The organism is Azospirillum cavernae (assembly GCF_003590795.1).
Lineage (GTDB): Bacteria > Pseudomonadota > Alphaproteobacteria > Azospirillales > Azospirillaceae > Azospirillum > Azospirillum cavernae.
Map to the genome: position 1 here is coordinate 390,591 of NZ_QYUL01000003.1, position 20,426 is coordinate 411,016.

The 20,426-nt window shown below is 65.9% G+C and carries 17 protein-coding genes; 9 read left to right on the forward strand and 8 right to left on the reverse strand.

Translation table 11 applies throughout. The features are described 5' to 3' along the window. Positions 1 to 100: 100 nt before the first annotated feature. On the reverse strand, positions 101 to 1,666 hold the full coding sequence (locus D3877_RS21505; protein WP_119832822.1) for a methyl-accepting chemotaxis protein: 1,566 nt from the start codon (positions 1,664 to 1,666) through the stop codon (positions 101 to 103). Positions 1,667 to 2,864: 1,198 nt separating this feature from the next. On the opposite strand from D3877_RS21505, the gene D3877_RS21510 reads away from it, so the two are divergent. From D3877_RS21510 to D3877_RS21530, 5 genes are all read left to right on the forward strand, one after another. Then, positions 2,865 to 4,133 (forward strand): AGE family epimerase/isomerase, encoded by a 1,269-nt coding sequence (locus tag D3877_RS21510; protein WP_199720884.1) that lies wholly within the window; start codon positions 2,865 to 2,867, stop codon positions 4,131 to 4,133. 13 nt (positions 4,134 to 4,146) lie between these two features. Further along, the gene (locus tag D3877_RS21515; RefSeq protein ID WP_119832824.1) at positions 4,147 to 5,664 is read left to right on the forward strand and encodes a sigma-54 interaction domain-containing protein; all 1,518 of its coding nucleotides are present in this window, start codon (positions 4,147 to 4,149) and stop codon (positions 5,662 to 5,664) included. A 229-nt stretch (positions 5,665 to 5,893) separates the two neighbouring features. Then, a complete protein-coding gene (gene ccoG / locus D3877_RS21520) occupies positions 5,894 to 7,414 on the forward strand; it encodes a cytochrome c oxidase accessory protein CcoG (RefSeq protein WP_119832825.1) in 1,521 nt (506 codons plus the stop codon). A gap of 24 nt (positions 7,415 to 7,438) precedes the next feature. Further along, on the forward strand, positions 7,439 to 7,885 hold the full coding sequence (locus tag D3877_RS21525) for a DUF983 domain-containing protein (protein WP_199720885.1): 447 nt from the start codon (positions 7,439 to 7,441) through the stop codon (positions 7,883 to 7,885). A gap of 5 nt (positions 7,886 to 7,890) precedes the next feature. Next, positions 7,891 to 9,405, forward strand: coding sequence for an aminotransferase-like domain-containing protein (locus D3877_RS21530; protein WP_119833145.1), 1,515 nt, complete (start codon positions 7,891 to 7,893; stop codon positions 9,403 to 9,405). A gap of 76 nt (positions 9,406 to 9,481) precedes the next feature. Here the strand turns inward: D3877_RS21530 and D3877_RS21535 are convergent, their stop codons facing one another. From D3877_RS21535 to D3877_RS21555, 5 genes are read right to left on the reverse strand one after another with little or no spacing between them, the layout of a single operon-like run. Continuing rightward, the gene (locus tag D3877_RS21535; protein WP_119832826.1) at positions 9,482 to 10,270 is read right to left on the reverse strand and encodes a 3-hydroxybutyrate dehydrogenase; all 789 of its coding nucleotides are present in this window, start codon (positions 10,268 to 10,270) and stop codon (positions 9,482 to 9,484) included. A gap of 5 nt (positions 10,271 to 10,275) precedes the next feature. Then, complete coding sequence (locus D3877_RS21540; RefSeq protein ID WP_119832827.1) at positions 10,276 to 10,929, reverse strand: 3-oxoacid CoA-transferase subunit B; 654 nt, start codon at positions 10,927 to 10,929, stop codon at positions 10,276 to 10,278. A 20-nt stretch (positions 10,930 to 10,949) separates the two neighbouring features. After that, entirely contained in the window at positions 10,950 to 11,606 is a 657-nt protein-coding gene (locus D3877_RS21545) for a CoA transferase subunit A (protein WP_119832828.1), read from the reverse strand. Between the two features lie 2 nt (positions 11,607 to 11,608). After that, a complete protein-coding gene (locus D3877_RS21550) occupies positions 11,609 to 13,000 on the reverse strand; it encodes a GntP family permease (RefSeq protein WP_119832829.1) in 1,392 nt (463 codons plus the stop codon). 59 nt (positions 13,001 to 13,059) lie between these two features. Next, the gene (locus tag D3877_RS21555; RefSeq protein ID WP_119832830.1) at positions 13,060 to 13,479 is read right to left on the reverse strand and encodes an SRPBCC family protein; all 420 of its coding nucleotides are present in this window, start codon (positions 13,477 to 13,479) and stop codon (positions 13,060 to 13,062) included. Between the two features lie 473 nt (positions 13,480 to 13,952). Between D3877_RS21555 and infC the strand changes: the two genes are divergently transcribed. After that, positions 13,953 to 14,492 carry a translation initiation factor IF-3 gene (gene infC, locus D3877_RS21560; protein ID WP_119832831.1) on the forward strand — a complete coding sequence of 180 codons (540 nt, stop codon included), beginning with the start codon at positions 13,953 to 13,955 and terminating at the stop codon, positions 14,490 to 14,492. A 366-nt stretch (positions 14,493 to 14,858) separates the two neighbouring features. Here the strand turns inward: infC and hemP are convergent, their stop codons facing one another. After that, positions 14,859 to 15,026, reverse strand: coding sequence for a hemin uptake protein HemP (hemP, locus tag D3877_RS21570; protein ID WP_119832833.1), 168 nt, complete (start codon positions 15,024 to 15,026; stop codon positions 14,859 to 14,861). 188 nt (positions 15,027 to 15,214) lie between these two features. Between hemP and D3877_RS21575 the strand changes: the two genes are divergently transcribed. Both D3877_RS21575 and D3877_RS21580 read left to right on the forward strand, forming a co-directional pair. Continuing rightward, positions 15,215 to 16,228: a LacI family DNA-binding transcriptional regulator gene (locus D3877_RS21575; protein WP_119832834.1), complete on the forward strand. Its 1,014-nt coding sequence runs from the start codon at positions 15,215 to 15,217 to the stop codon at positions 16,226 to 16,228. Positions 16,229 to 16,406: 178 nt separating this feature from the next. After that, complete coding sequence (locus D3877_RS21580; protein WP_119832835.1) at positions 16,407 to 17,591, forward strand: MFS transporter; 1,185 nt, start codon at positions 16,407 to 16,409, stop codon at positions 17,589 to 17,591. Between the two features lie 10 nt (positions 17,592 to 17,601). Here the strand turns inward: D3877_RS21580 and D3877_RS21585 are convergent, their stop codons facing one another. Continuing rightward, positions 17,602 to 18,996, reverse strand: coding sequence for an aminotransferase-like domain-containing protein (locus D3877_RS21585; RefSeq protein WP_119832836.1), 1,395 nt, complete (start codon positions 18,994 to 18,996; stop codon positions 17,602 to 17,604). A gap of 157 nt (positions 18,997 to 19,153) precedes the next feature. Between D3877_RS21585 and D3877_RS21590 the strand changes: the two genes are divergently transcribed. Beyond that, positions 19,154 to 20,422: a hydroxymethylglutaryl-CoA reductase, degradative gene (locus D3877_RS21590; RefSeq protein WP_119833146.1), complete on the forward strand. Its 1,269-nt coding sequence runs from the start codon at positions 19,154 to 19,156 to the stop codon at positions 20,420 to 20,422. Positions 20,423 to 20,426: the final 4 nt, after the last annotated feature.

Below are 20,426 nucleotides of genomic sequence, written 5' to 3' on the forward strand. Positions count from 1 at the left end.
GTCTGACCTATACGTCAAGAAAGCCGGGCTGGTTCACCGCCAAGAAAAATGGCGCCGGAAGACCGGCGCCATGGAGCGGAGATGCAGGGACGGAGGGAGATCAGGCCCGGCGGAGCGATCCGACGAAATCGCCGACCTGGGCTTGCATCGCGTTGACGCGGCTTTGCAGGGTGTTCATGGCGTCGCGCAAGCGTCCGGTGGCGTCGCCGGTCTGTTCGGCGGCGGATGTGGTGGCGTTGACGTCGCCCAACAGGGCGCGCACGCCCTGCGCCGCTTCGTTGACGCCGCGCCCGATTTCGCCGGTGGCCGCGTTCTGCTCTTCCACCGCCGCCGCGATGGAGGCGCTGATTTCGCTGACGCTGCTGACGACCTTGGCGATTTCGGTGATTTCGCTCGCCGCCGCGCCGGTCGAATCCTGAATGGCGCGGATCTGGCTTTCGATTTCTTCGGTCGCTTTGGCGGTCTGGTTGGCCAGCGCCTTGACCTCGCCCGCCACGACGGCGAAGCCCTTGCCCGCTTCGCCCGCGCGCGCCGCCTCGATGGTCGCGTTCAGCGCCAACAGGTTGGTTTGGCTGGCGATGGAGTTGATGAGCGTCACCACCGCGTTGACCTTGTCCGCCGCCTGGACCAGCCCGGCGACCCGCTCCTCCGCCCGGTTGGCGCGCACCGACGCCTCCCCCGCGATCTGTTGGGAGCGTTGGGCTTGGCTGGAAATTTCACGGATGGACGCGGCGAGCTGTTCGACCGCCGCCGCCATGCTGTCCACGCCGCTGTTGACCGACGCGGCGTTTCCGGCGGCGCGCTGGCTGACCTCGCCGTTCCGTTCGGCGGCGGCGCTCAACAGCCGGGTTGAATCGCCCATTTGATTGGCGGTGGAGCAGACCTCGGCCATCACCGAACTGACCTGCCGCTCGAAATTGTCGGCGACCCCGGCGATGGCGGCGCGACGGTCGCTTTCCGCCCGCTGGCGCATCCGTTCCTGTTCGGCCTGGAGATGCTGCTTTTCGATGCCGTGTTCCTTGAAGACCTGCACGGCGGCGGCCATCCGGCCAATCTCGTCGCTGCGCTCTTGCGAGGGAACGATGGTGGCGGTGTCGCCAGCGGCCAGTTGCGACATGGTGGCGGTCAACTGGACGATGGGCTTGGTGGCCCCGCGCACGATCCAGAACAGCACGCCGCAGACGGCGACCAGGGCGAGGAAACCGGCGATGGCCAGCATCGTCGCCCGCTCCAGCGCCTGTTTTTCGGCCCGCGCGGCGGACAAGCGCACCTCGACCGAACCAAGGACGGTGCTGCGCCCGTCGGCCTTGCGCACCACGTCGGCCTTGCGCACCAGGATCAAGGCGCCGCTGGCCGCCGCGTTGCCGTGGCTGGCGAACACCACGCCCTTGGGATCGACCACCTTGCTGCTGACATAGTCGGGATCGTTGCCGAGCGCGGCGAGCTGGGACGTCGCCGATTCCTTGTCGACGTTCCACAGCGCCTCGGTCAACCCCCCGGCGATGATGTTGGTGGTGACGTTGGCGCGGTCCTCCAGCGAGGTCCGGCCGTCTTCCAAATTGATTTTGGCGGCGCTGACGACGGTGATGAGAGCCATCACGGTGACGATCAGGGCGATTGGCACGACCACCCGCATGGCCAGCGCCCGCGTTACAAATTTCAGCATCCTACCGGCTCCCCTTCTGGTCGGCGCCCCGATTCCCTGCAACCGGGGTGGCCTTATCCTGGCAACGGCGTCAACGGTGCGATCAAGAAGGAAGCCTCGCCTGAGCGCCAAAGGCAACCAATGCGAGAATTTCCCCTACTCCCCAGATGGCGGTAATTTTGTGTTCTTTTTCTGTTTCAGTACAGCGTCGAGACTCTTAAACTTTCGTTACACGAACAGCAGTCTATAAGGCTTAACAAGGATTTGCATGCCCAAATTTCACCGGGAAAACCCTGAAGGAGCCATCGGGGCCGGGATGCCCCTGTTTCGGGTTCCAATGGAATTCTGATGGACGTCGCCAGAGTCGCGCGGTGGATCTTGCGCAAGACGTCGCCCAGTCCGCACTATGCGCGGCGGGAGGCGCTGCGTGTGGGCATCGGCTTTGTTCAACCAAAGAGTGGCTAAAACGGTTATGGGGTTTAATCGAAGTTTTTATCGAGAACTGAAGTTCTCCCAACGTCACTGCAATTAATACTGTTGGAGATTCTGATGGAAAATAAAGAAAAAAGCATGTTCGAGTTTTTTTTTGGAATTCTTTCTACTAATTTTTTTATTGGACTGACTGTTATTGGGTTGATTTCTATTTTTTCTTCTTATGGAGTAGGGAGAGACGTGATAAGTTTCATATTTAATAGTGATGCTATAAGGATTGTTGATATAATCCCGAATTACAGTCTTCTTAGGGGTATTTCCAATCAGAATGATCAGTATATCTGCCGATCGGTATATGTGATAAATGTTTTTTCTTTTAATATCGCTATAGTTTTTTCTATATTTACTTCGTACATATATGAATCACACAAGCATAATCATAATGCGGAGATATTCGGGAGCGTGTGGAAAACTTATGTATTGTTTTTCTTGGCTATAACTATAACATTTATAATGCTTATTATTCACCTCATAGATATTGATAAATGTATAATATATGGAAGCAATGCAAGAAAGAGAATAGCTTTTTCATCTTCATCATTTTTATTTACAGTTGTCTACGGACTTCTCTTGGTTCCATCCATGCTGTTGAGTAGTAAAAAGAAAAATGTTCAATAATATGAAGTATCAACTTCGGAATCCCCCGAACGCGCGAATCACCGGCCCCGACGGACGGCGCGCGCCGGGGGCTGAACCACAACAACCGGCGCCGAATGGAGCCATCGCCGTGACGTCCTTCGCCCTCAACCCCGCCGCGCCCAAATGGGCGAGCCTGCCCAGCCATCGGTCCTGGTTGTTGGGCCAAGCGGATGATTTGTTCGCCTTTTTTGAGCGGGCGAGCCTCAACCCGCTGGGTGGCTTCCATGATCTGGACCGGCGGGGTCAGCCGACGCCGGTCGGCGCGCCGCCGGGGGGACGTCCGGGCCGCGCCCTGCATGTGACCACCCGCATGGTCCATTGCTATTCCATCGCCCATCTGCTGGGACGGCCCGGCGCCGACGCGCTGGTCGATCACGGCATGGCCTTTCTGTGGAACGGCCACCGCGACGCCGTCAATGGCGGTTATTTCTGGGGCGTCGGCTATGACGCGCCGACCGACGACAGCAAGCAGGCCTATGGCCACGCCTTTGTCCTGCTGGCGGCGTCGAGCGCCAAGCTGGCCGGGCATCCCGACGCCGACCGGCTGTTGACCGACGTCTCCACCATCCTCCACGAACGTTTTTGGGAGGAGGAGCATGGCGCGGTGGCGGAGGAGTTCAGCCGCGACTGGCGGCCCCTGGACCACTATCGCGGCCAGAACTCCAACATGCATCTGACCGAAGCCCTGATGGCGGCGTTCGAGGCGACCGGGGACGGCAATTATCTGCGAATGGCCGAGCGGATCGCCGATTTGATCGTTCGCCGCCACGCCGCCCAAAACGCCTGGCGGCTGCCGGAGCATTTCACCGAGGATTGGACGCTCGACCGCGATTATTCGGGCAGCCCGATGTTCCGCCCCTACGGCACGACGCCCGGCCATTGGCTGGAATGGGCGCGGCTGCTGTTGCAGCTTTGGGAGATGGGCGGGCGGCGGATTGATTGGATGCCGGGGGCGGCGGCCAGCCTGTTCCGCCAAGCCGTGGCCGATGGCTGGGACGCGGCGACCGGCGGCTTTTACTACACCTTGGAGTGGGACGGTTCGCCCCGCATCCGCGAACGCTACTGGTGGCCCTGCTGCGAGGGCATCGGCGCGGCGGCCTTCCTCAACGCCATCGACGGCGATCCCTTTTACGAGGAGTGGTATCGGCGCATTTGGAACTTCAGCGCCACCCGCCTGATCGACCGCGAGCATGGCGGTTGGCACCCCCAGCTTGGCGAGGACATGCAACCCACGGTCAACCCGTTCTTTGGCAAGCCCGACCTGTATCACGCGCTGCAAGCCTGCCTGATTCCGCTGGTCCCGACCACCGGCAGCATCGCCGGCGGGCTGGCGCAGGGCCGGATCAACCTCGGGTGACGGGCGCGCGCGGATGACGGGCGTGTTCAACAGCGACGGCAAGGGCGGCTTCGTCGGCCCGTTCGGCGGCGGCCCCTTTGGTGGCGGTCTGGACGTCTTGCGCGGGCGCGCCATGCCGTCGCTGTTCGAGGCGCTGGACAAGCAGTCCGAAGGCACGGTGGCGGTGGACCGCGACGCCCGCGTCATCTGGATCAACGCCAAATATGCCAAGATGCTGGGGATCGCCGATCCGGCCCTGGCGATTGGCCGCGAGGTGGAGGAGATCATCCCCAACTCGCAGATGCGGCAGGTCATCACCAGCGGCCAGCCGATCCTGTTGGATCTGATGCTGTTCGGCGCGCAGCGGCTGGTGGTGTCGCGCTTTCCGCTGACCGACGACAGCGGCGCCGTGATCGGGGCGGTCGGCTTCGTCCTCTACGACAGTCTGCATCGGCTGAAGCCGCTGCTGGCCGAACTGTCGCGCCTGGAGGCCGAGTTGGCGGCGACCAAGCGGCGCTTGGATGAACGGCGGCAGCCGCGCTACACCCTGCAAAGCTACGTCGGCGACAGCCCGGCCTGCCTGGAGGTCAAGCGCAAGGCCCGTCTGGCCGCCCGCACCGACGCGCCGATCCTGCTGATGGGCGAGACCGGCACCGGCAAGGAGCTGATCGCCCAGGCGATTCACGGGTTGTCGGCGCGCACCGGGCGGCCCTTCGTCGGCGTCAACGTCGCGGCGATTCCCGACACGCTGCTGGAGGCCGAGTTCTTCGGCGCGGTGGCCGGAGCTTACACCGGGGTGGACCGGCGCGGGCGCGAGGGTCGCTTCAAAACCGCCGACGGCGGCACGCTGTTCCTCGACGAAATCGGCGACATGCCCTTGGCCTTGCAGGCCAAACTGCTGCGCGCCCTGCAAGAGCAGGAGATTGAGCCGCTGGGGTCGGATCGTCCGATCAAGGTCGATGTCCGGGTGATCGCCGCCACCAACGTTGATCTGGAGCAGCGGATCATCGACGGGCAATTCCGCGCCGACCTGTATTACCGGCTGAACGTGCTGCCGATCCGTCTGCCGTCCTTGTCGGAGCTGGGCAACGGGCTGGAGGCCATCGCCGAGTCGGTGTTGCAGGAGATCGCCGCCCGCACCGGCCTGCCCGGACGCGGCCTGACCCCGGAAGCGGTCGAGGCGCTGAGCCGCCACCCCTGGCCCGGCAACGTCCGCGAATTGCGCAACGTGCTGGAACGCGCCTGCCTGCTGACCGACAACCGGCGGCTGACGGTGGAGGATCTGGCCGAAGCCCTGCCGACGGTGCGCCGCGCGGCCAGCGCCGCCCTTCCGGCCCCGGCGGCGGCGGCCCCGGTTCCTGCCCCGCCGCCCGAACCCGCCCCGCCGCTGCCCGATTACGACACGGCGTTCGACGGGTTCGAGCGCGACCTCTTGCGGCGGGCGCTGGCGCTGAGCGGCGGCAAGGCGGAGGTCGCCGCCCGCCGCCTGGGCGTGTCCCGCGCCGCCTTTTACAAGAAGATGGCCCGTCTCGGCCTGCGGGCGAAGGGGTGAGGCGGTCGCGCACATCCATACAATATCGCATTGACTGGATAATATTGGATTGATTGCGTCCGAATGACGCATTCAATCGCCTTGATGTCTGCATTCAATCGGCGTACAAACAGACCAGACAGCGACGACGGTTTTGCGGTGCGCGCGCCGTCGCGCCAGCCCTTTGGTCCGCCCTGCGGGTGATGGGTTGCCTGTTCGCCGCGCCATTCCTCTTTCGACCGAGGCTGTCATGCCGAACCAACCGCCCCGCTCCGGCGGCGTCGCCACCGCTTTGCCGTTTCAGGCCGGGCCGACCGCGAGCGATCCGGGGCCGATGTATGTCTCGCGCCGCCGCATCCACCCGAAAGCGGTCAAGGGGCGGTATCGCCGCATCAAGACCTGGTTGGGCGTGGTTCTGCTGGCCGTGTTCGTTCTGCTGCCTTGGCTGCGCTGGGATCGCGGGCCGGGGGTGGCCGATCAGGCGGTTTTGTTCGATCTGGGCGAACAACGCTTCTACATCTTCGCTTTGGAGCTTTGGCCCCAGCACATCTATTACATGACCGGGGTGATGATCCTGGCGGCGATTGGGCTGTTTCTCGCCACCACGGTGGCCGGGCGGGTGTGGTGCGGCTTCACCTGCCCGCAAACGGTCTGGACCGATCTGTATGTCTGGATCGAAAAGCTGACGGAGGGCGACCGGGGCGAGCGCGTCCGGCTCGACCGCCAAGGCTGGACGGCGGACAAGATCGCCCGGAAGCTGGTCAAGCACACGGCGTGGATGCTGGTGGCGCTGGTCACGGGGGCTTCCGGGATCTTCTATCTGGCCGACGCGCCCACCCTGACGGCGGAACTGTTCCGCTTCGAGGCTCCGGAACTGGCGGTGTGGTCGATCCTGTTCATCGCGGCCAGCACCTACGCCATGGCCGGGTTCATGCGCGAACAGATGTGCCTGTATGTCTGCCCCTGGCCGCGCATCCAGGCGGCGATGGTCGACGATGACAGCAGCGTCGTCACCTATCAGGCGTGGCGCGGCGAAGGGCGCGCGCCGCTGCGCAAAAGCCAGACCGAGACGGAGCGCAAGGCCGAAGGGCTGGGTGATTGCATTGATTGCGGCGCCTGCGTCCATGTCTGCCCGACCGGCATCGACATCCGCGACGGCCTGCAAATGGACTGCATCGGCTGCGGCCTGTGCGTGGACGCCTGCAACGACGTGATGACCCGCGTCGGGCGGCCCGGCGACCTCATCCTGTTCGACACCGAAACGGCGCAGGTGTCCAAGGCGGTTGGCGCGGCTCCGGCCACGGCGCGTTTCGTCCGGCCCCGCACCATCGTCTACACGCTGGTCATGGTCGTGGTGGTCGGGTTGATGGTCATCAGCGTGTTGCTGAAGCCCAGCGCCGACATCGCCATTCTGCGCGACCGCGCGCCGCTGTTCGTCCAATTGACCGATGGCCGGGTGCAGAACGCCTACACCGTCAAGATCTCCAACATGACGCGGGAGACGCGGCGTTACCGGCTGACGCTGCAAGGCTTGAGCGGCGCGGCGTTGGCCAGCGCCGGGGACACCGGCGAGCGCGACAGCTTGATCCTGACCGCCCAGCCCAGCAGCGTCGCCACCTACCGGGTTTACGCCCGCGTTCCCACCGCCGCCCTGTCCGCCGCCTCGCTGCCGGTGACGTTCGACCTGCGGGTCGAGGACGACGGCGCCAGCGGCAACAACGCGGAACCGCGCGGCGGCGCCCGGCACGACAGCGTCTTTCTCAGCCCGTAACCCGTCACAGGTGGAGCGCTTCCCATGACCGACCAATCACACGCCGATCATCCGCATCCGGGTTTGACGCCGATGAATTGCGGCCTGCGGGGGCTTTGTCCTCGTTGCGGGCAAGGGCGTCTGTTCGACGGCTATCTCACCCTGGCCCCGCGCTGTGCGGCGTGTGGGTTGGATTTTTCCTTCGCCGATCCGGCGGACGGCCCGGCCTTTTTCGTGATGTCGATCGTCAGCTTTCCGGTGGTCGGATTCGCCGGTTGGCTGGAGGTGGCGATGGAGCCGCCCTTGTGGGTCCATCTGCTGACCTCGCTGCCCCTGCTGCTGATCGGGTGTCTGGGTTTGTTGCGGCCCCTGAAAGGATGGATTGTCTGCGCGCAATACATCCACAAGGCGGCGGAAGCCGAATTGATCGTCCCGCCGACGGTCGCCATCGCGGTCGAGGCTTGCGCCGCGCCCGCCGCCTCGGTCAAATGACCGCCATGCAGGTGGAACACGACAAGACGGAACCGACCGACGCGGCGGGGTGGACGCCCCGGTTGGCGCGGGCGGAGACCAACGGCGGGAGCCGGTCTGGCAAGGACAAGCCGGCTGGCAAGGACAAGCCGGTCTACCTCGCCATCGCCGACGCCATCGCCGAGGATGTGCGCGAGGGCCGTTTGTCGCCCGGTCAAAGGCTGCCGCCGCAACGGGCCTTGGCGGCGCGGATCGGCCTGGATTTCACCACCGTCAGCCGCGCCTATGGCGAAGCCCGGCGCCGGGGGCTGGTGGACGCCCATGTCGGGCAGGGAACCTTCGTGCGGGCCGCATCCCCGCCGCCGCTTCCGGTCGCCGCGCCGCTGCTGGAGCGCGGAACGGAGCGGCCCTTCATCGACATGACGATGAATCAGCCGCCGATTCCCGACCGGCCCGCCTTGCTCGACCAGTTGCGGCGCGGCGCGGCGGACGCGGTGATGGGGCTGGAGCCGCAAACGCTGCTGCGCTACCCGGACAACGCGGGCACGGATGGCGGCGCGGCGGACAAGGCGGCGGCCCTGCGCTGGCTGGCCCCCCGCCTGCCGGGGGTGACGGCGGAACGCTTGACTCTGTGCCCCGGCACCCAAGGGGCGCTGCTGGCCCTGTTGACCCTGCTGGCCCGCCCCGGCGACGTGGTGTGCGCCGAGGCGCTGACCTATCCCGGTTTCAAGGCGGTGGCCCGCCAGCTTGGCTTGACCGTCGTCGGCGCGCCGATGGACGGCGACGGGCTGGACCCGCTGGCGCTGCGGGCGCTGTTCGAGCGCTGCCGCCCGACGTTGCTCTATTGCATGCCGACGCTGCACAACCCGACCACGGCGACCATGCCGCTGGAACGCCGCCTCGCCCTGGTGGCGCTGGCGCGGGAGTTCGGCGTCTGCATCATCGAAGACGACATTTACGGCCCGTTGATCCCCGGCAGCCCGCCGCCGCTGGCGGCGCTGGCCCCGGATCGGGTGTTCCATGTCCATGGGCTGGCGAAATGCCTGTCGCCCGCCCTGCGCGTCGCCTATGTCGTCGCGCCCGACGCCCGGCAAGCGCTGCGCGTCACCGGGGCGCTGCGGGCCACCACCCTGATGGCCTCGCCGATCACCAGCGCCATCGCCACCCGTTGGATCGCCGACGGCACGGCGGACCGGCTGCTCGCCGCCCTGCGCGAAGAGGCGGAAGCGCGGCAGGCGCTCGCCGCGACCCTGCTGCCGTTGGGGCGCTTCGCCGCCTGCCCGCAGGGTTTTCATTTGTGGCTGGAGTTGCCGCCAAGCTGGACGCGCGGGGAGTTCGCCACCCATCTGCGCACGCGCGGCATCGCCGCCGTGGTCAGCGACACCTTCGCGGCGGGCGACATGACGGGTGGCGATTGGGCGCCCGAGGCCCTGCGGATTTGTCTGGGCGCGGCGGCGGATCGCGCCGAATGCCGCTGGGTGCTGTCGGTCATCGCCGACGCGCTGGAGCAAATCCCGGCGCTGGCCGGGGTGATCGTCTAAAGGTGATCCTGTGAGGCCCCCCCGCCGCGTTCGGCAGGGGGGAAAAATCCTCAAACCAAGCTTGTGGAGCGGCGCGTCACTGCGCCGTCCAACCACCATCCATGGTCAGGGCCGCGCCGCGCATGTTGCCCGCCGCGTCGGAGCAGAGGAACACCGCCAAATCGCCCAACTGTTCGGGGGTGACGAAGGATTTGGACGGCTGCTTCTCGCTCAGCAACTCGCGGCCGGCCTCTTCCACCGACACGCCCTTGGACGCGGCCAGCGCGTCGATCTGCTTTTGCACCAGCGGGGTCAGAACCCAGCCGGGGCAGATGGCGTTGCAGGTGATGGGGCTTTCCGCCGTTTCCAACGCGACCACCTTGGTCAGGCCGATGACGCCGTGCTTGGCCGCGACATAGGCCGCCTTGTTGACGGAGGCGACCATGCCATGGACGGAGGCGATGTTGATGATGCGGCCCCAGCCGCGCGTCTTCATGCCGGGCAGGGCGGCGCGGGTGCCGTGGAACACCGCCGACAGGTTGATGGCGATCACCGCGTCCCACCGCTCCACCGGGAAGGACTCCACCGGGGAGACATGCTGGATCCCGGCGTTGTTGACCAGGATGTCGAGACGCCCGAATTCGGCCTCGGTCGCGGCGACCATCGCCTCGATCTGCTCCGGCTTGGACATGTCGGCGCCGTTGTGATCGACGCGGACGCCGAACTCGTCGGACAGCGAGCCGCACAGATCGGTGATGTAGCTGGCGTCGCCGAAGCCGTTCAGCATCAGATCGACACCCTGCGCCGCCAGCTTGCGGGCGACGCCCAGGCCGATTCCGCTGGTCGATCCGGTGACAAGGGCGGCTTTGCCGTGCAAATGGGTCATGGTGCTCACCCTTCCAGGGGCATGGGACGAAGGTCCGGCGATAGGATCAGTTCGCAACCCGTGTTGGCAAGCACCTGTTCGACCGTGACGCCCGGCGCCGTCTCTTTCAGCACCAAACCGGCGTCGGTCGGTTCGATCACCGCCAGATCGGTGACGATCAGATCGACCCGGCGCACCGAGGTCAGCGGCAGGGTGCAGCGCTTGACGATCTTGGATTCGCCCTTGGCGCTGTGCTGCATGGCGACGATCACCCGGCGCGCGCCGGTGACGAGATCCATGGCCCCGCCCATGCCCGGCACCATCTTGCCCGGCACCATCCAGTTGGCCAGATGGCCTTCCTCGTCCACCTGCAAGCCGCCCAGCACGGTGACGTCCAGATGCCCGCCGCGAATAAGCCCGAAGGACAGAACGCTGTCGAAGGACGCCGCGCCCGGCAGGGCGGAAATCGGCGAGCCGCCCGCGTCGGTCAGGTCGGGGTTGTCGGCCCCGGCCACCGGGCCGGACATGCCGACGATGCCGTTTTCCGACTGGAAGAACACGTTGCGCCCGGCGGGCACATAGCGGGCGACCAGCGTCGGCAGGCCGATGCCCAGGTTGCAGAGATCGCCGTCCATCAGCTCCAGCGCGACGCGCTTGGCGATCAGGGTCTTTTCGTCCATGACTTGATGTCTCCCTGTCTTCAGCGTTTCGTGTTGGCGACGATGTGGTCGACCAGCACCGACGGGGTCATCACCGCGTCGGGGGGGATGCAGCCGACCGGGACGATGTCCTCGGCCTCGGCGATCACGGTGGCCCCGGCCAGCGCCATGATCGGGTTGAAGTTCCGCGCGGTCAGCGCGTAGGTCAGATTGCCGTAGAGATCGGCCTGCTTGGCGGCGATCAGGGCGAAATCGGCCTTGATCGGCAATTCCAGCAGATAGGTTTTGCCGTCGATCTCCACCGTGCGCTTGCCCTCTTCCACCGAGGTGCCGACGCCGGTCGGCGTCAGCACGCCGCCCAGGCCGACGCCGCCGGAGCGGATGCGCTCGGCGAGCGTGCCTTGCGGCACCAGCTCCACCTGGATGTCCCCGGCGATCATCTGCTTCTGGGTTTCCGGGTTCAGGCCGATGTGGCTGGTGACGACCTTGGCCACCAGCTTTTCCACCACCAGCTTGCCCAGGCCGAAATTGGGCCGCGCGGTGTCGTTGGCGATGATGGTCAGGTTGGATTTGCGCTGGCGGATCAGCTCGTCCACCAGCCGGTTGGGACCGCCGACGGCCATGAAGCCGCCGATCAGCAGGGACGCGCCGTCGGGAATGCGGGCGACCGCGTCTTCCAGGGAAATCAGTTTGCTCATGGTCAGACGATCCCGGTCAGGTAGTAGACGGCGATGACAACGAAGACCGCCAGGGTCTTGATGCAGGTGATGGCGAAGATGTCGCCGTACGATTGCCGATGGGTCAAGCCGGTAACGCCCAGAAGGGTGATGACGGCCCCATTGTGCGGCAACGTGTCCATGCCGCCGCTGGCCATCGCGGCGACGCGGTGCAGGACTTCCATCGGAATGCCGGTGGCGTTGGCGGCGGCGATGAACTGGTCGGCCATTGCGGCCAGCGCGATGCTCATCCCGCCCGACGCCGATCCGGTGATCCCGGCCAGCGTGGTGACGGTGATCGCCTCGTTGACCAGCGGGTTGGGGATGGACTTCAGCGCGTCGGCGATGACCAGGAAGCCGGGCAGGGCGGCGATGACCGCGCCAAAGCCATATTCCGAGGCCGTGTTCATCGAGGCGAGCAACGACCCGCCGATGGCGGCCTTGGTGCCCTCTGCGAAGCGCTGGGAGACCGGCTTCCAGGCGAAGGCCAGCACGATCAGGATGCCCGACAGCAGCGCGCCTTCGACCGCCCAGATGCCCGCGACCGACCCGACCGCCGTGACCAGCGGCTTGGCCCCCGGCGTCAGGGCCACCGAATGGCTTGCTCCATAAATGCCGGGGATGGCCAGCGTGAAAACCTTGTTCAGCACGCCGACCATGACCAGCGGCAGCAGCGCGATCAGCGGATTGGGCAGGCTCTCGGTGGCGACGGCCTCCGGCTCGTTGATGTGGCCCTCGCCATAGCCCTCGCCCTTGGCGGCGGCGGAGCGGACGCGCCATTCCAGATAAACGATGCCGACGATCAGGATGAAGATCGCGCCGATGGTGCCGAGCCAGGGGGCGGCGTAGGCGTCGGTCTTGAAGAAGGTGGTCGGGATGATGTTCTGGATCTGGGGGGTGCCGGGCAGGCTGTCCATCGTCACGGTGAAGGCGCCCAGCGCGATCACGCCGGGGATCAGGCGCTTGGGGATGTCGCTCTGGCGGAACATCTCGGCGGCGAAGGGGTAGACGGCGAAGACGACGACGAACAGAGACACGCCGCCATAGGTCAGCAGCAGGCAGACCAGGACGATGGAGATCACCGCCCGTTCACGCCCGATCAGCTTGATGACCGCCGACACGATGGATTTGGAGAAGCCCGACAGCTCGATCACCTTGCCGAACACCGCGCCCAGCAGGAAGACCGGGAAATAGAGCTTCACGAAGCCGACCATCTTGTCCATGAACAGGCCGGTGAAGACCGGCGGCACGGCGGACGGGTCGGTCAACAGAACCGCACCCAGCGCCGCGACCGGCGCGAAAAGGATGACGCTGAAGCCGCGATACGCGACCAGCATCAGGAACGCGAGCGCTCCCAAGCAGATCAGAAAACTCATTTGGACGATGCTCCCTTTAGGCTTTTTGTTGTCGGCGTCGGGTCGGTGTTTTGTCGGCTTTAGTGAATCAACAGGCGGCGCAGCCGTTCGATTCCCACCTCGTAGAGGTCGCGGACGAACCGTTCGGTTTTGCTTTCGCTGAGCGTCGTGGTCTGGAAATTGGCGGTCCAGGTCAGCACGGCGTTGCCGTCGCCGGTCGGGTGAACGCGGATCTGCGCCAGCAGGTCGGCCACCGGGTAGGGGCTGTCGAGGATGGTGTAGCTGTAGGCGTCGTCGATCTGGCTGACATGGTCGAGTCGCTGCGTCAGCCGGCTTCCGTCGGTCAACAACAGGCGCCGTTGGGCGCCTTTGTCATGCCCATGCACCGTCAAGGCCACCGCGCCGGGATACCAGTCGCACAAACGGCCATCCCACCGCACCAGCGGCCACAGGCGGTGGGCTGGGTCGGGCAGCAGAATGTTGGTGGTGACGAGCGGCATGGGCGGCGTCTTTGGCGGCGGGGGCGCCCCGGTGGGGCATGCCGCTGTTCATCGCAAGGGCCGTGCCAGCCTTGCGGCGCGGTTGTGAGTCGCCGAAACCCTTGAAAATCCGCCATTCGCCGTTTTGGCTGCGTTCTGCTGTGTCTCGAAAAAGAGAAATTTTACAATTTTACTGTCTCTAAAACGATATTAATATCGAAAACGAGATTTTTGGATTCGCGGCCGTTAGCACGAATCCGACTGGAAAAAAACCTGGATTAATCCTCGGGCAGAGCCTATTTTTCATTCTTGAGCGGGTTACGCCCGCCAAAGCGTCAGCGCTGGGCGTCGTGTCCGCCGGTTTCATCGCGATGGAACCGAGAAACTGTTGCACCTGTGTCATTGTTGCTGTTAAAGGGCGGCATGATATCGGTTGCATCCAGCGCCGTCGTTGCCGTTCGGGGGGTGGGCTTCCGCTCGGCGCATCCAAGGAGATGGTCATAGCAAAGCTTTACGATCAGGATCCCGTTCGCGAAGGCCCGCGCCTGAATCGCGAGATCACGGCACGTCAGGTGCGCCTCATCAACGCGGAAGGCGAGATGGTGGGCATTGTCCCGCTTCATCAAGCTTTCACGGTGGCCGCCGACGCCGATCTTGACCTTGTCGAGATCGTCCCGAACGCTGATCCGCCCGTCTGCAAGGTGCTCGATTATGGCAAATTCCGCTTTGAAGAGCAGAAGAAAGCCAACGAGGCCCGTAAGAAGCAGAAGATCGTCGAGATCAAGGAGCTGAAGCTCCGTCCGAACATCGACGACAACGACTACGAAGTGAAGATGCGCGCGGCGCGCCGCTTCCTGGAGGAAGGCGACAAGGTCAAGATGACCATGCGCTTCCGGGGCCGTGAAATGGCCCACCAGGACATCGGCATGAACGTGTTGATGCGCGTCCGCGACGAGTTGGAAGCGGCTGCCAAGGTCGAACAGATGCCCCGTCTTGAAGGGCGTCAGATGATTATGGTGCTCTCGCCGCGCTGACCCCAGCCCGGCGCGGACCCGGTCACGACATCGGCGCTGCGTACAGAAAAAAGGCCCATCCCCGTCCGGGGGTGGGCCTTTTCGTTTGGGGCGTTCGCTGCGGACTGGTTCGCCATGGGCTGGCCATTGTGTCGCAACCCGGCGTTGACAATTCGCAATGGCGGCGACCCGACAGCCATTTAGCGTTCCGGCATGGGCGCCGATGGACCGTTCAGGCCGTCGCGGCGCGCGTTCCGGGGAGAAGCATCATGAATTTCGACATGCAGACCTACATCGCCCTGGTCGGGGCGGCCAGCGTGATCGTCGTCACCGTCGGCGTCTTTGTGTTTTTGCTGACCCGTGGCGGAAAATAAGAGTCCGCCCCGTTTATTTGGTCAAAATCAGCTTGTTGGCCCGCGTCACGCGCAGGCGGTAGCTCTGCCCGGCGTGCTGGATGACGATTTCCCGCCCGCCCGCCATCAGGCCAGCGGATTCCACCACCGGCAGCGACAAGGCAGGACCGGCGGACGGGACGGCGACAGCGTTTTGCAGCATGGGAGCGCTCTCTGTTGGATGGGTGGGGTTGATGGATAGGGTGTGCGAGGAGCAGCCTACAAAAGTCAAATCGCAATTGCAAGTCATTCGCATTTGATCGGCGACCTCCGCGAGCGTGGACGGTGGCGGGCGGGATCCCCTATCATCCCGGCCCAACATCACAACCCGAACGAGGCGGCGGCGCGATCATGACACCGGGCAAGCGATACGCCTCGTCCACCGACGTGGCCCGGCTGGCCGGGGTGTCGCAGTCGGCGGTGTCGCGCAGCTTCACGCCGGGGGCCAGCGTGTCGGCGGAAACCCGGCGCAAGGTGATGGCGGCGGCGGACGCGCTTGGCTTCCGGCCCAGCATCATTCCGCAGATCATGCTGACCAACCGTTCCGGTCTGGTCGCGGTCATCGTCGGCGGTTTGCGCAACGCCTTTTACGGGGCGGTGCTGGAGCGTTTCGCCACCCGGCTGCGCGACGCCGGGCATCAGGTGCTGTTGGTGCCGGTGGAAAGCGACTATTCGCTCGACACCGTGCTGGAGGAGCTGCGCAGCTACCGCGTGGACGCCATCGTCAGCGGCTTGGCGGTGTTGTCGCAGGAGGTGGCCGACGCGCTGTCGGCCTTCCGCATTCCCATCGTGTCCTGCAACACCAGCGTCACCAGCGATTGGGTGGCCTCGGTCGATTCCGACAACCGGGGGGCCGGGCGGGTCGCCGCCGAATGGCTGCGTCGCTGCGGCGGGACGCGCTTCGCCTACCTCGCCGGGCCGGAGGAAAGCCCGGCCAGCCGCGACCGGCTCGACGGCTTCCGCGCCGGTCTGGCGGCGCTGGGGTTGGGTGAGCCGCGCGTGGTGATCGGCGATTACAGCTATGACGGCGGGCGGGCGGCGGCGGCGCGGCTGTTCGCCGAGGCCCCCGCCGACGCGATTTTCTGCGCCAACGATCTGGTGGCGCTGGGGGCGATGGACGCGATCCGCAAGCGCCTGGGCTTGCGCATCCCCGAGGACGTCATGGTCATCGGCTATGACGACATCCCGTCCGCCGCCTGGGATTCTTACGATTTGACCACCTTTGACCAGGATCCCGAGGGGCTGGTCGTCCAGGCGCTCGACCTTGTGCGGGAGATGAGCGAGAACGGCCCGGCGCGCGGGCGGGTTCGCGTGGTCGAGGCCCGCTTCATCCCGCGCGGCTCCACCCGCAACCCGACCCCTTGATCGCGAAGCCTGTGCCGCGCTGTCGCGCATCCGGCGCAAGGCTGTTCTGCGCATTGCATAGCTATGCAATGACCCGGAGTTCGGGTTTCATGGTGTGACGCTGCGCCGCAGCATAATACTCTCCGCCCCCCGCGTTCCCGCCCGATCCATCCGCTGACCGACGTCAGGAGCTTGCCGCATGGTCCCGCTTCCCATCTTGGCCCTTGCCGCCGCGTCTTTCGGCATCGGCACCACGGAATTCGTCATCATGGGGCTGTTGCCCGATGTGGCGCGCAGCCTGGACGTCACCGTGCCGCAGGCTGGCTATCTGGTGTCGGGCTACGCCATGGGCGTGGTGGTCGGCGCGCCCTTGATGGCGATGGCGACGGCGCGGCTGCCGCGCAAGACGGCGCTGATGGCGTTGATGGCGATCTTCCTGATTGGCAACATCGGCTGCGCGCTGGCCCCGAGCTATTGGCTGTTGATGGCGGCGCGGGTTTTGACCGCCTTCGCCCATGGCGCCTTTTTCGGCATCAGCGCGGTGGTCGCCAGCGATCTGGTGCCGCGTCACCAGCGCACGCAGGCGGTGTCCCTGGTCTTCGCCGGCCTGACCATCGCCAACATTCTGGGCGTGCCGTTGGGAACCGCGCTGGGGCAGGTGACGGGCTGGCGCTCCACCTTCGTCGCGGTGGTGGCCATCGGCGTGGTCGCCGGGTTGGCCATGATCCGCTTCCTGCCGTCGGGCTTGCCGGGATCGCCGGGCGGCTTGACGGCGGAGTTCCGCGCGCTGCGCCGCTGGCCGGTGCTGCTGCCGATGCTCATCAGCGTGGTGTCGTCGATCAGCCTGTTCGGCACCTTCACCTACATCGCCCCGCTGCTGGAGCATGTCAGCGGCCTGACGCCGCAGGCGGTGACGGGCGCGCTGTTCGTCTTCGGCATCGGCATCACGCTGGGCAATTTCGCCGGTGGCCGTCTGGCCGACAAAAGCGCGCTGGCGACCATCGCGGGCAGCTTCCTGATGGTGGTTCTGGTGATGGTGGCCTTCGCCTTCACCAGCGCGTCCGCCCTTCCGGCGGTTCTGACGGTCGGCGTCTGGGGCTTTGTCGCCTTCGCCGTCGGCGCGCCGCTTCAGCTTTGGGTGGTCGACGCGGCGACCGAGGCGCCGAACCTCGCCTCCACCCTCAACCAGGGAGCCTTCAATCTGGGCAACGCGCTGGGGGCTTGGATTGGCGGCGTCGCGATCAGCGCCGGGGTCGGTTACGCCGAACTGCCCTGGATCAGCGCGGCGGTCGCCATGGTGGCCCTTGGGCTGACGCTCAGCGCGCGGGGCGCCAGCCTGCGCCAACAGGCCGACGACGAACTGGTTTGCGACACCCCGACCTGAGCGGCGCCGCTCAACCGGCGCGCTGTGTTGTCTGTTCGGCGATGAAATCAAGAAAGCGCGGGTCGGCGGCGTAGGCGACGTTGATCCGCATCGCCAGCCCACCCCCGCCCCCGCCATTTTCCCCCCGCTCCGGGAAAAACACCGAACCAGGGGCGAGGAAAATCCCCTGGTCGGCGGCGGCGCGGACCAAGGCGGCCTCCTCCAGCCCCTCAGGCAGTTGGCCCCAAATGTAGAAGCCGCCGGTTGGCGCCACCGGAACGGCGACGCCAACCCGCTCCAGCGCCGCCAACGCCTCGGCGCTCGCCGTTTCGATCCGCGTCTTCAGACGGCGCAGATGGCGCAGATACTGCCCTCCGGCGATCAAGGCGTGGACCAGCCGTTCGACGTAATCGGACGTGCTGACGATGGTCAGCATTTTCAAATCGCACAGGCTGCGGGCCAGCGCGGGCGCGGCGGCGAGGTAGCCGACGCGCAGGCTGGCCGACAAGGTTTTGGAAAACGTCCCGACATAGATCACCCGCTCCAACTGGTCCAAGGCGGCCAGACGGGGCGCGCTGGCGGGCAGGACGTCGGCGAAGGGATCATCCTCCACGATGGTCACGCCATGCTGGGCGGCGATCTGCAACAGCTTGTGCGCCACGGCGATGCTGGTTGAGCCGCCGGTCGGGTTGTGGGCCAGCGATTGGGTGAAGAAGAGTTTGGGTTTCAGCGCGGCGATCTTGGCCGCGAACTCCTCCAGATCGGGGCCGTCCGCCCGCCGCCGCACCCCGGCGACCGTCACCTTGGCCAGCGTCAGTTTGCCGAACAACGGGTAATAGCCGGGGCTGTCCACCAGCGCGCAATCGCCCGGCTCCAGCAGATGGCGGCAAATCAGGTCCAGCGCGTGGTTGGCCCCCTGGGTCAGCAAAATCCGGTCGGGCGGGGCGATGATGGAGCGTTCGGCCAACGTCAAGGCGATCCGCTCGCGCAAGGGGCCGTAGCCCCACGGGCTGCCATAGCCATGGTCAAGGTCGCCGCCGCCGCTGGGCCGCATCAGGCGGGCGTGGCTGCCGACCTCCAACCGCTCCATCCAGCTTGGCGGCGGGCGCCCGTCGCCGACGCGGACGCTGTAATGCCGCTCCAACTGTTCGCGCAGCAGCGAAACATGATCGACGGCGTCGGCCAGATGTGGCGGGCGCGGCTCCTGCCGGGGTTTGGCGGCGCGGGCGACGGTGTAGCCGGACCCCTGTTTTGCCTCCACCCGTCCCATGGCGACCAGCCGATCATAGGCGTCGGCCATGGTGTTCTTTGACACGCCATGCTCGCGCGCGCCCTCCCGCACGGAGCGCAGGCGGTCGCCGGTTTTCAACAGGCCCCGGTCGATCTGGTCGTTGATTTGATCGACGATGTCGCCGACGCGGCTCATGCCGGTTGTCCTCACGCTGTCCCACCGCAAACACTGGGACAGTCTGGGGAAGAAACCGGCCAACTGTCCCTTGTGCCGTCCCTTCGTATCACGGACCATCGCGCCAACAAACAAACCTCCTCACCTGCCGCCGCGATGGAGACACGCCGCTGTGACCATGACGAAAACCTCCCGCATTCCCGGCTTTCACCGCATGGCCCCGCGCGAACGGCTGGCGGCGGTCGCCGCCTTCGCCGGGTTGGACGCCGACGCCGTCGAACGGCTGGGCGACACCGGCAATCTGGACGCCGCCCTGGCCGACCGGCTGATTGAAAACGTCATCGGCACGATGAACATCCCGCTGGGCGTCGCCACCAACATGCGGATTGACGGCGAGGACGTGTTGATCCCGATGGCGACGGAGGAATCCTCGGTCGTCGCGGCGGTCTGCAACGCCGGGCGGCAATGCTACGAGAATGGCGGCTTCGCCACCTCCCTGTCGGGCACGGTGATGATCGCCCAGATCCAGGCGGTGAACGTCGCCGACCCGCAGGCCGCCCGCCTGCGCATCCTCGACCAGCGCGCGGCGATCCAAGCGGCGTGCGACGCCTGCGACCCGGTTCTTGTGAGCCTGGGCGGCGGCTTCCGCGACGTTGAGGCGCGCGTGTTGGAGACGGCGGGCGGGGTGATGCTCATCACCCATCTGATCGTGGACACCCGCGACGCCATGGGAGCCAACGCCGTCAACAGCATGGCGGAAAAGCTGGCCCCGAGCATCGAGCGCTGGACCGGCGGGCGGGTCTATCTGCGCATCCTGTCCAATCTGGCGGACCGTCGTCTGGCCCGCGCCCGCGCCGTCTGGCGCTGCGCGGACATTGGCGGCGTCGCGGTGCGCGACGGGATCATCAGCGCCTATCACTTCGCGGCGGCCGACCCTTACCGCGCGGCCACCCACAACAAGGGCGTCATGAACGGCATCAGCGCCGTGGTGCTGGCCACCGGCAACGACACCCGCGCGGTGGAGGCGGGCGCCCACGCCTACGCCGCCCGCAGCGGCTCCTACAGCAGTTTGACGCGGTTCGAGGTGACGGCGGACGGCGATCTGTCCGGTTCCATCGAATTGCCGATGGCGGTCGGTCTGGTCGGCGGGGCCACCCGGCTGCACCCGACGGCGCAAAGCTGCCTGAAGATTCTGGGCGTCACCTCGGCGGAGCGGCTGGCCCGCATCATCGCGGCGGTCGGTCTGGCGCAAAATTTCTCGGCGCTGAAGGCGCTGGCGACCACCGGCATCCAAAAGGGCCACATGGCCCTGCACGCGCAAAACATCGCGATGATGGCCGGCGCGTTGGGCGACGAGATCGAACGGGTCGCCGCCGCGCTGGTCGCGGGCGGCGTCGTGCGGATCGACGTCGCGCAATCGGTTCTGGCCGATCTGCGGAACTCCTGACTGC

Excerpts from the sequence above, each read along its gene's own strand:
- D3877_RS21530 (WP_119833145.1), top strand. The coding sequence starts at position 7,891 with ATGCAGGTGGAACACGACAAGACGGAACCGACCGACGCGGCGGGGTGG.
- D3877_RS21555 (WP_119832830.1), bottom strand. The coding sequence starts at position 13,479 with ATGCCGCTCGTCACCACCAACATTCTGCTGCCCGACCCAGCCCACCGC.
- D3877_RS21515 (WP_119832824.1), top strand. The coding sequence starts at position 4,147 with ATGACGGGCGTGTTCAACAGCGACGGCAAGGGCGGCTTCGTCGGCCCG.
- ccoG (WP_119832825.1), top strand. The coding sequence starts at position 5,894 with ATGCCGAACCAACCGCCCCGCTCCGGCGGCGTCGCCACCGCTTTGCCG.
- D3877_RS21505 (WP_119832822.1), bottom strand. The coding sequence starts at position 1,666 with ATGCTGAAATTTGTAACGCGGGCGCTGGCCATGCGGGTGGTCGTGCCA.
- D3877_RS21540 (WP_119832827.1), bottom strand. The coding sequence starts at position 10,929 with ATGGACGAAAAGACCCTGATCGCCAAGCGCGTCGCGCTGGAGCTGATG.
- D3877_RS21550 (WP_119832829.1), bottom strand. The coding sequence starts at position 13,000 with ATGAGTTTTCTGATCTGCTTGGGAGCGCTCGCGTTCCTGATGCTGGTC.
- hemP (WP_119832833.1), bottom strand. The coding sequence starts at position 15,026 with ATGCTGCAAAACGCTGTCGCCGTCCCGTCCGCCGGTCCTGCCTTGTCG.
- D3877_RS21590 (WP_119833146.1), top strand. The coding sequence starts at position 19,154 with ATGACGAAAACCTCCCGCATTCCCGGCTTTCACCGCATGGCCCCGCGC.
- D3877_RS21525 (WP_199720885.1), top strand. The coding sequence starts at position 7,439 with ATGACCGACCAATCACACGCCGATCATCCGCATCCGGGTTTGACGCCG.
- D3877_RS21585 (WP_119832836.1), bottom strand. The coding sequence starts at position 18,996 with ATGAGCCGCGTCGGCGACATCGTCGATCAAATCAACGACCAGATCGAC.
- D3877_RS21580 (WP_119832835.1), top strand. The coding sequence starts at position 16,407 with ATGGTCCCGCTTCCCATCTTGGCCCTTGCCGCCGCGTCTTTCGGCATC.
- D3877_RS21575 (WP_119832834.1), top strand. The coding sequence starts at position 15,215 with ATGACACCGGGCAAGCGATACGCCTCGTCCACCGACGTGGCCCGGCTG.
- infC (WP_119832831.1), top strand. The coding sequence starts at position 13,953 with ATGGTCATAGCAAAGCTTTACGATCAGGATCCCGTTCGCGAAGGCCCG.
- D3877_RS21545 (WP_119832828.1), bottom strand. The coding sequence starts at position 11,606 with ATGAGCAAACTGATTTCCCTGGAAGACGCGGTCGCCCGCATTCCCGAC.
- D3877_RS21535 (WP_119832826.1), bottom strand. The coding sequence starts at position 10,270 with ATGACCCATTTGCACGGCAAAGCCGCCCTTGTCACCGGATCGACCAGC.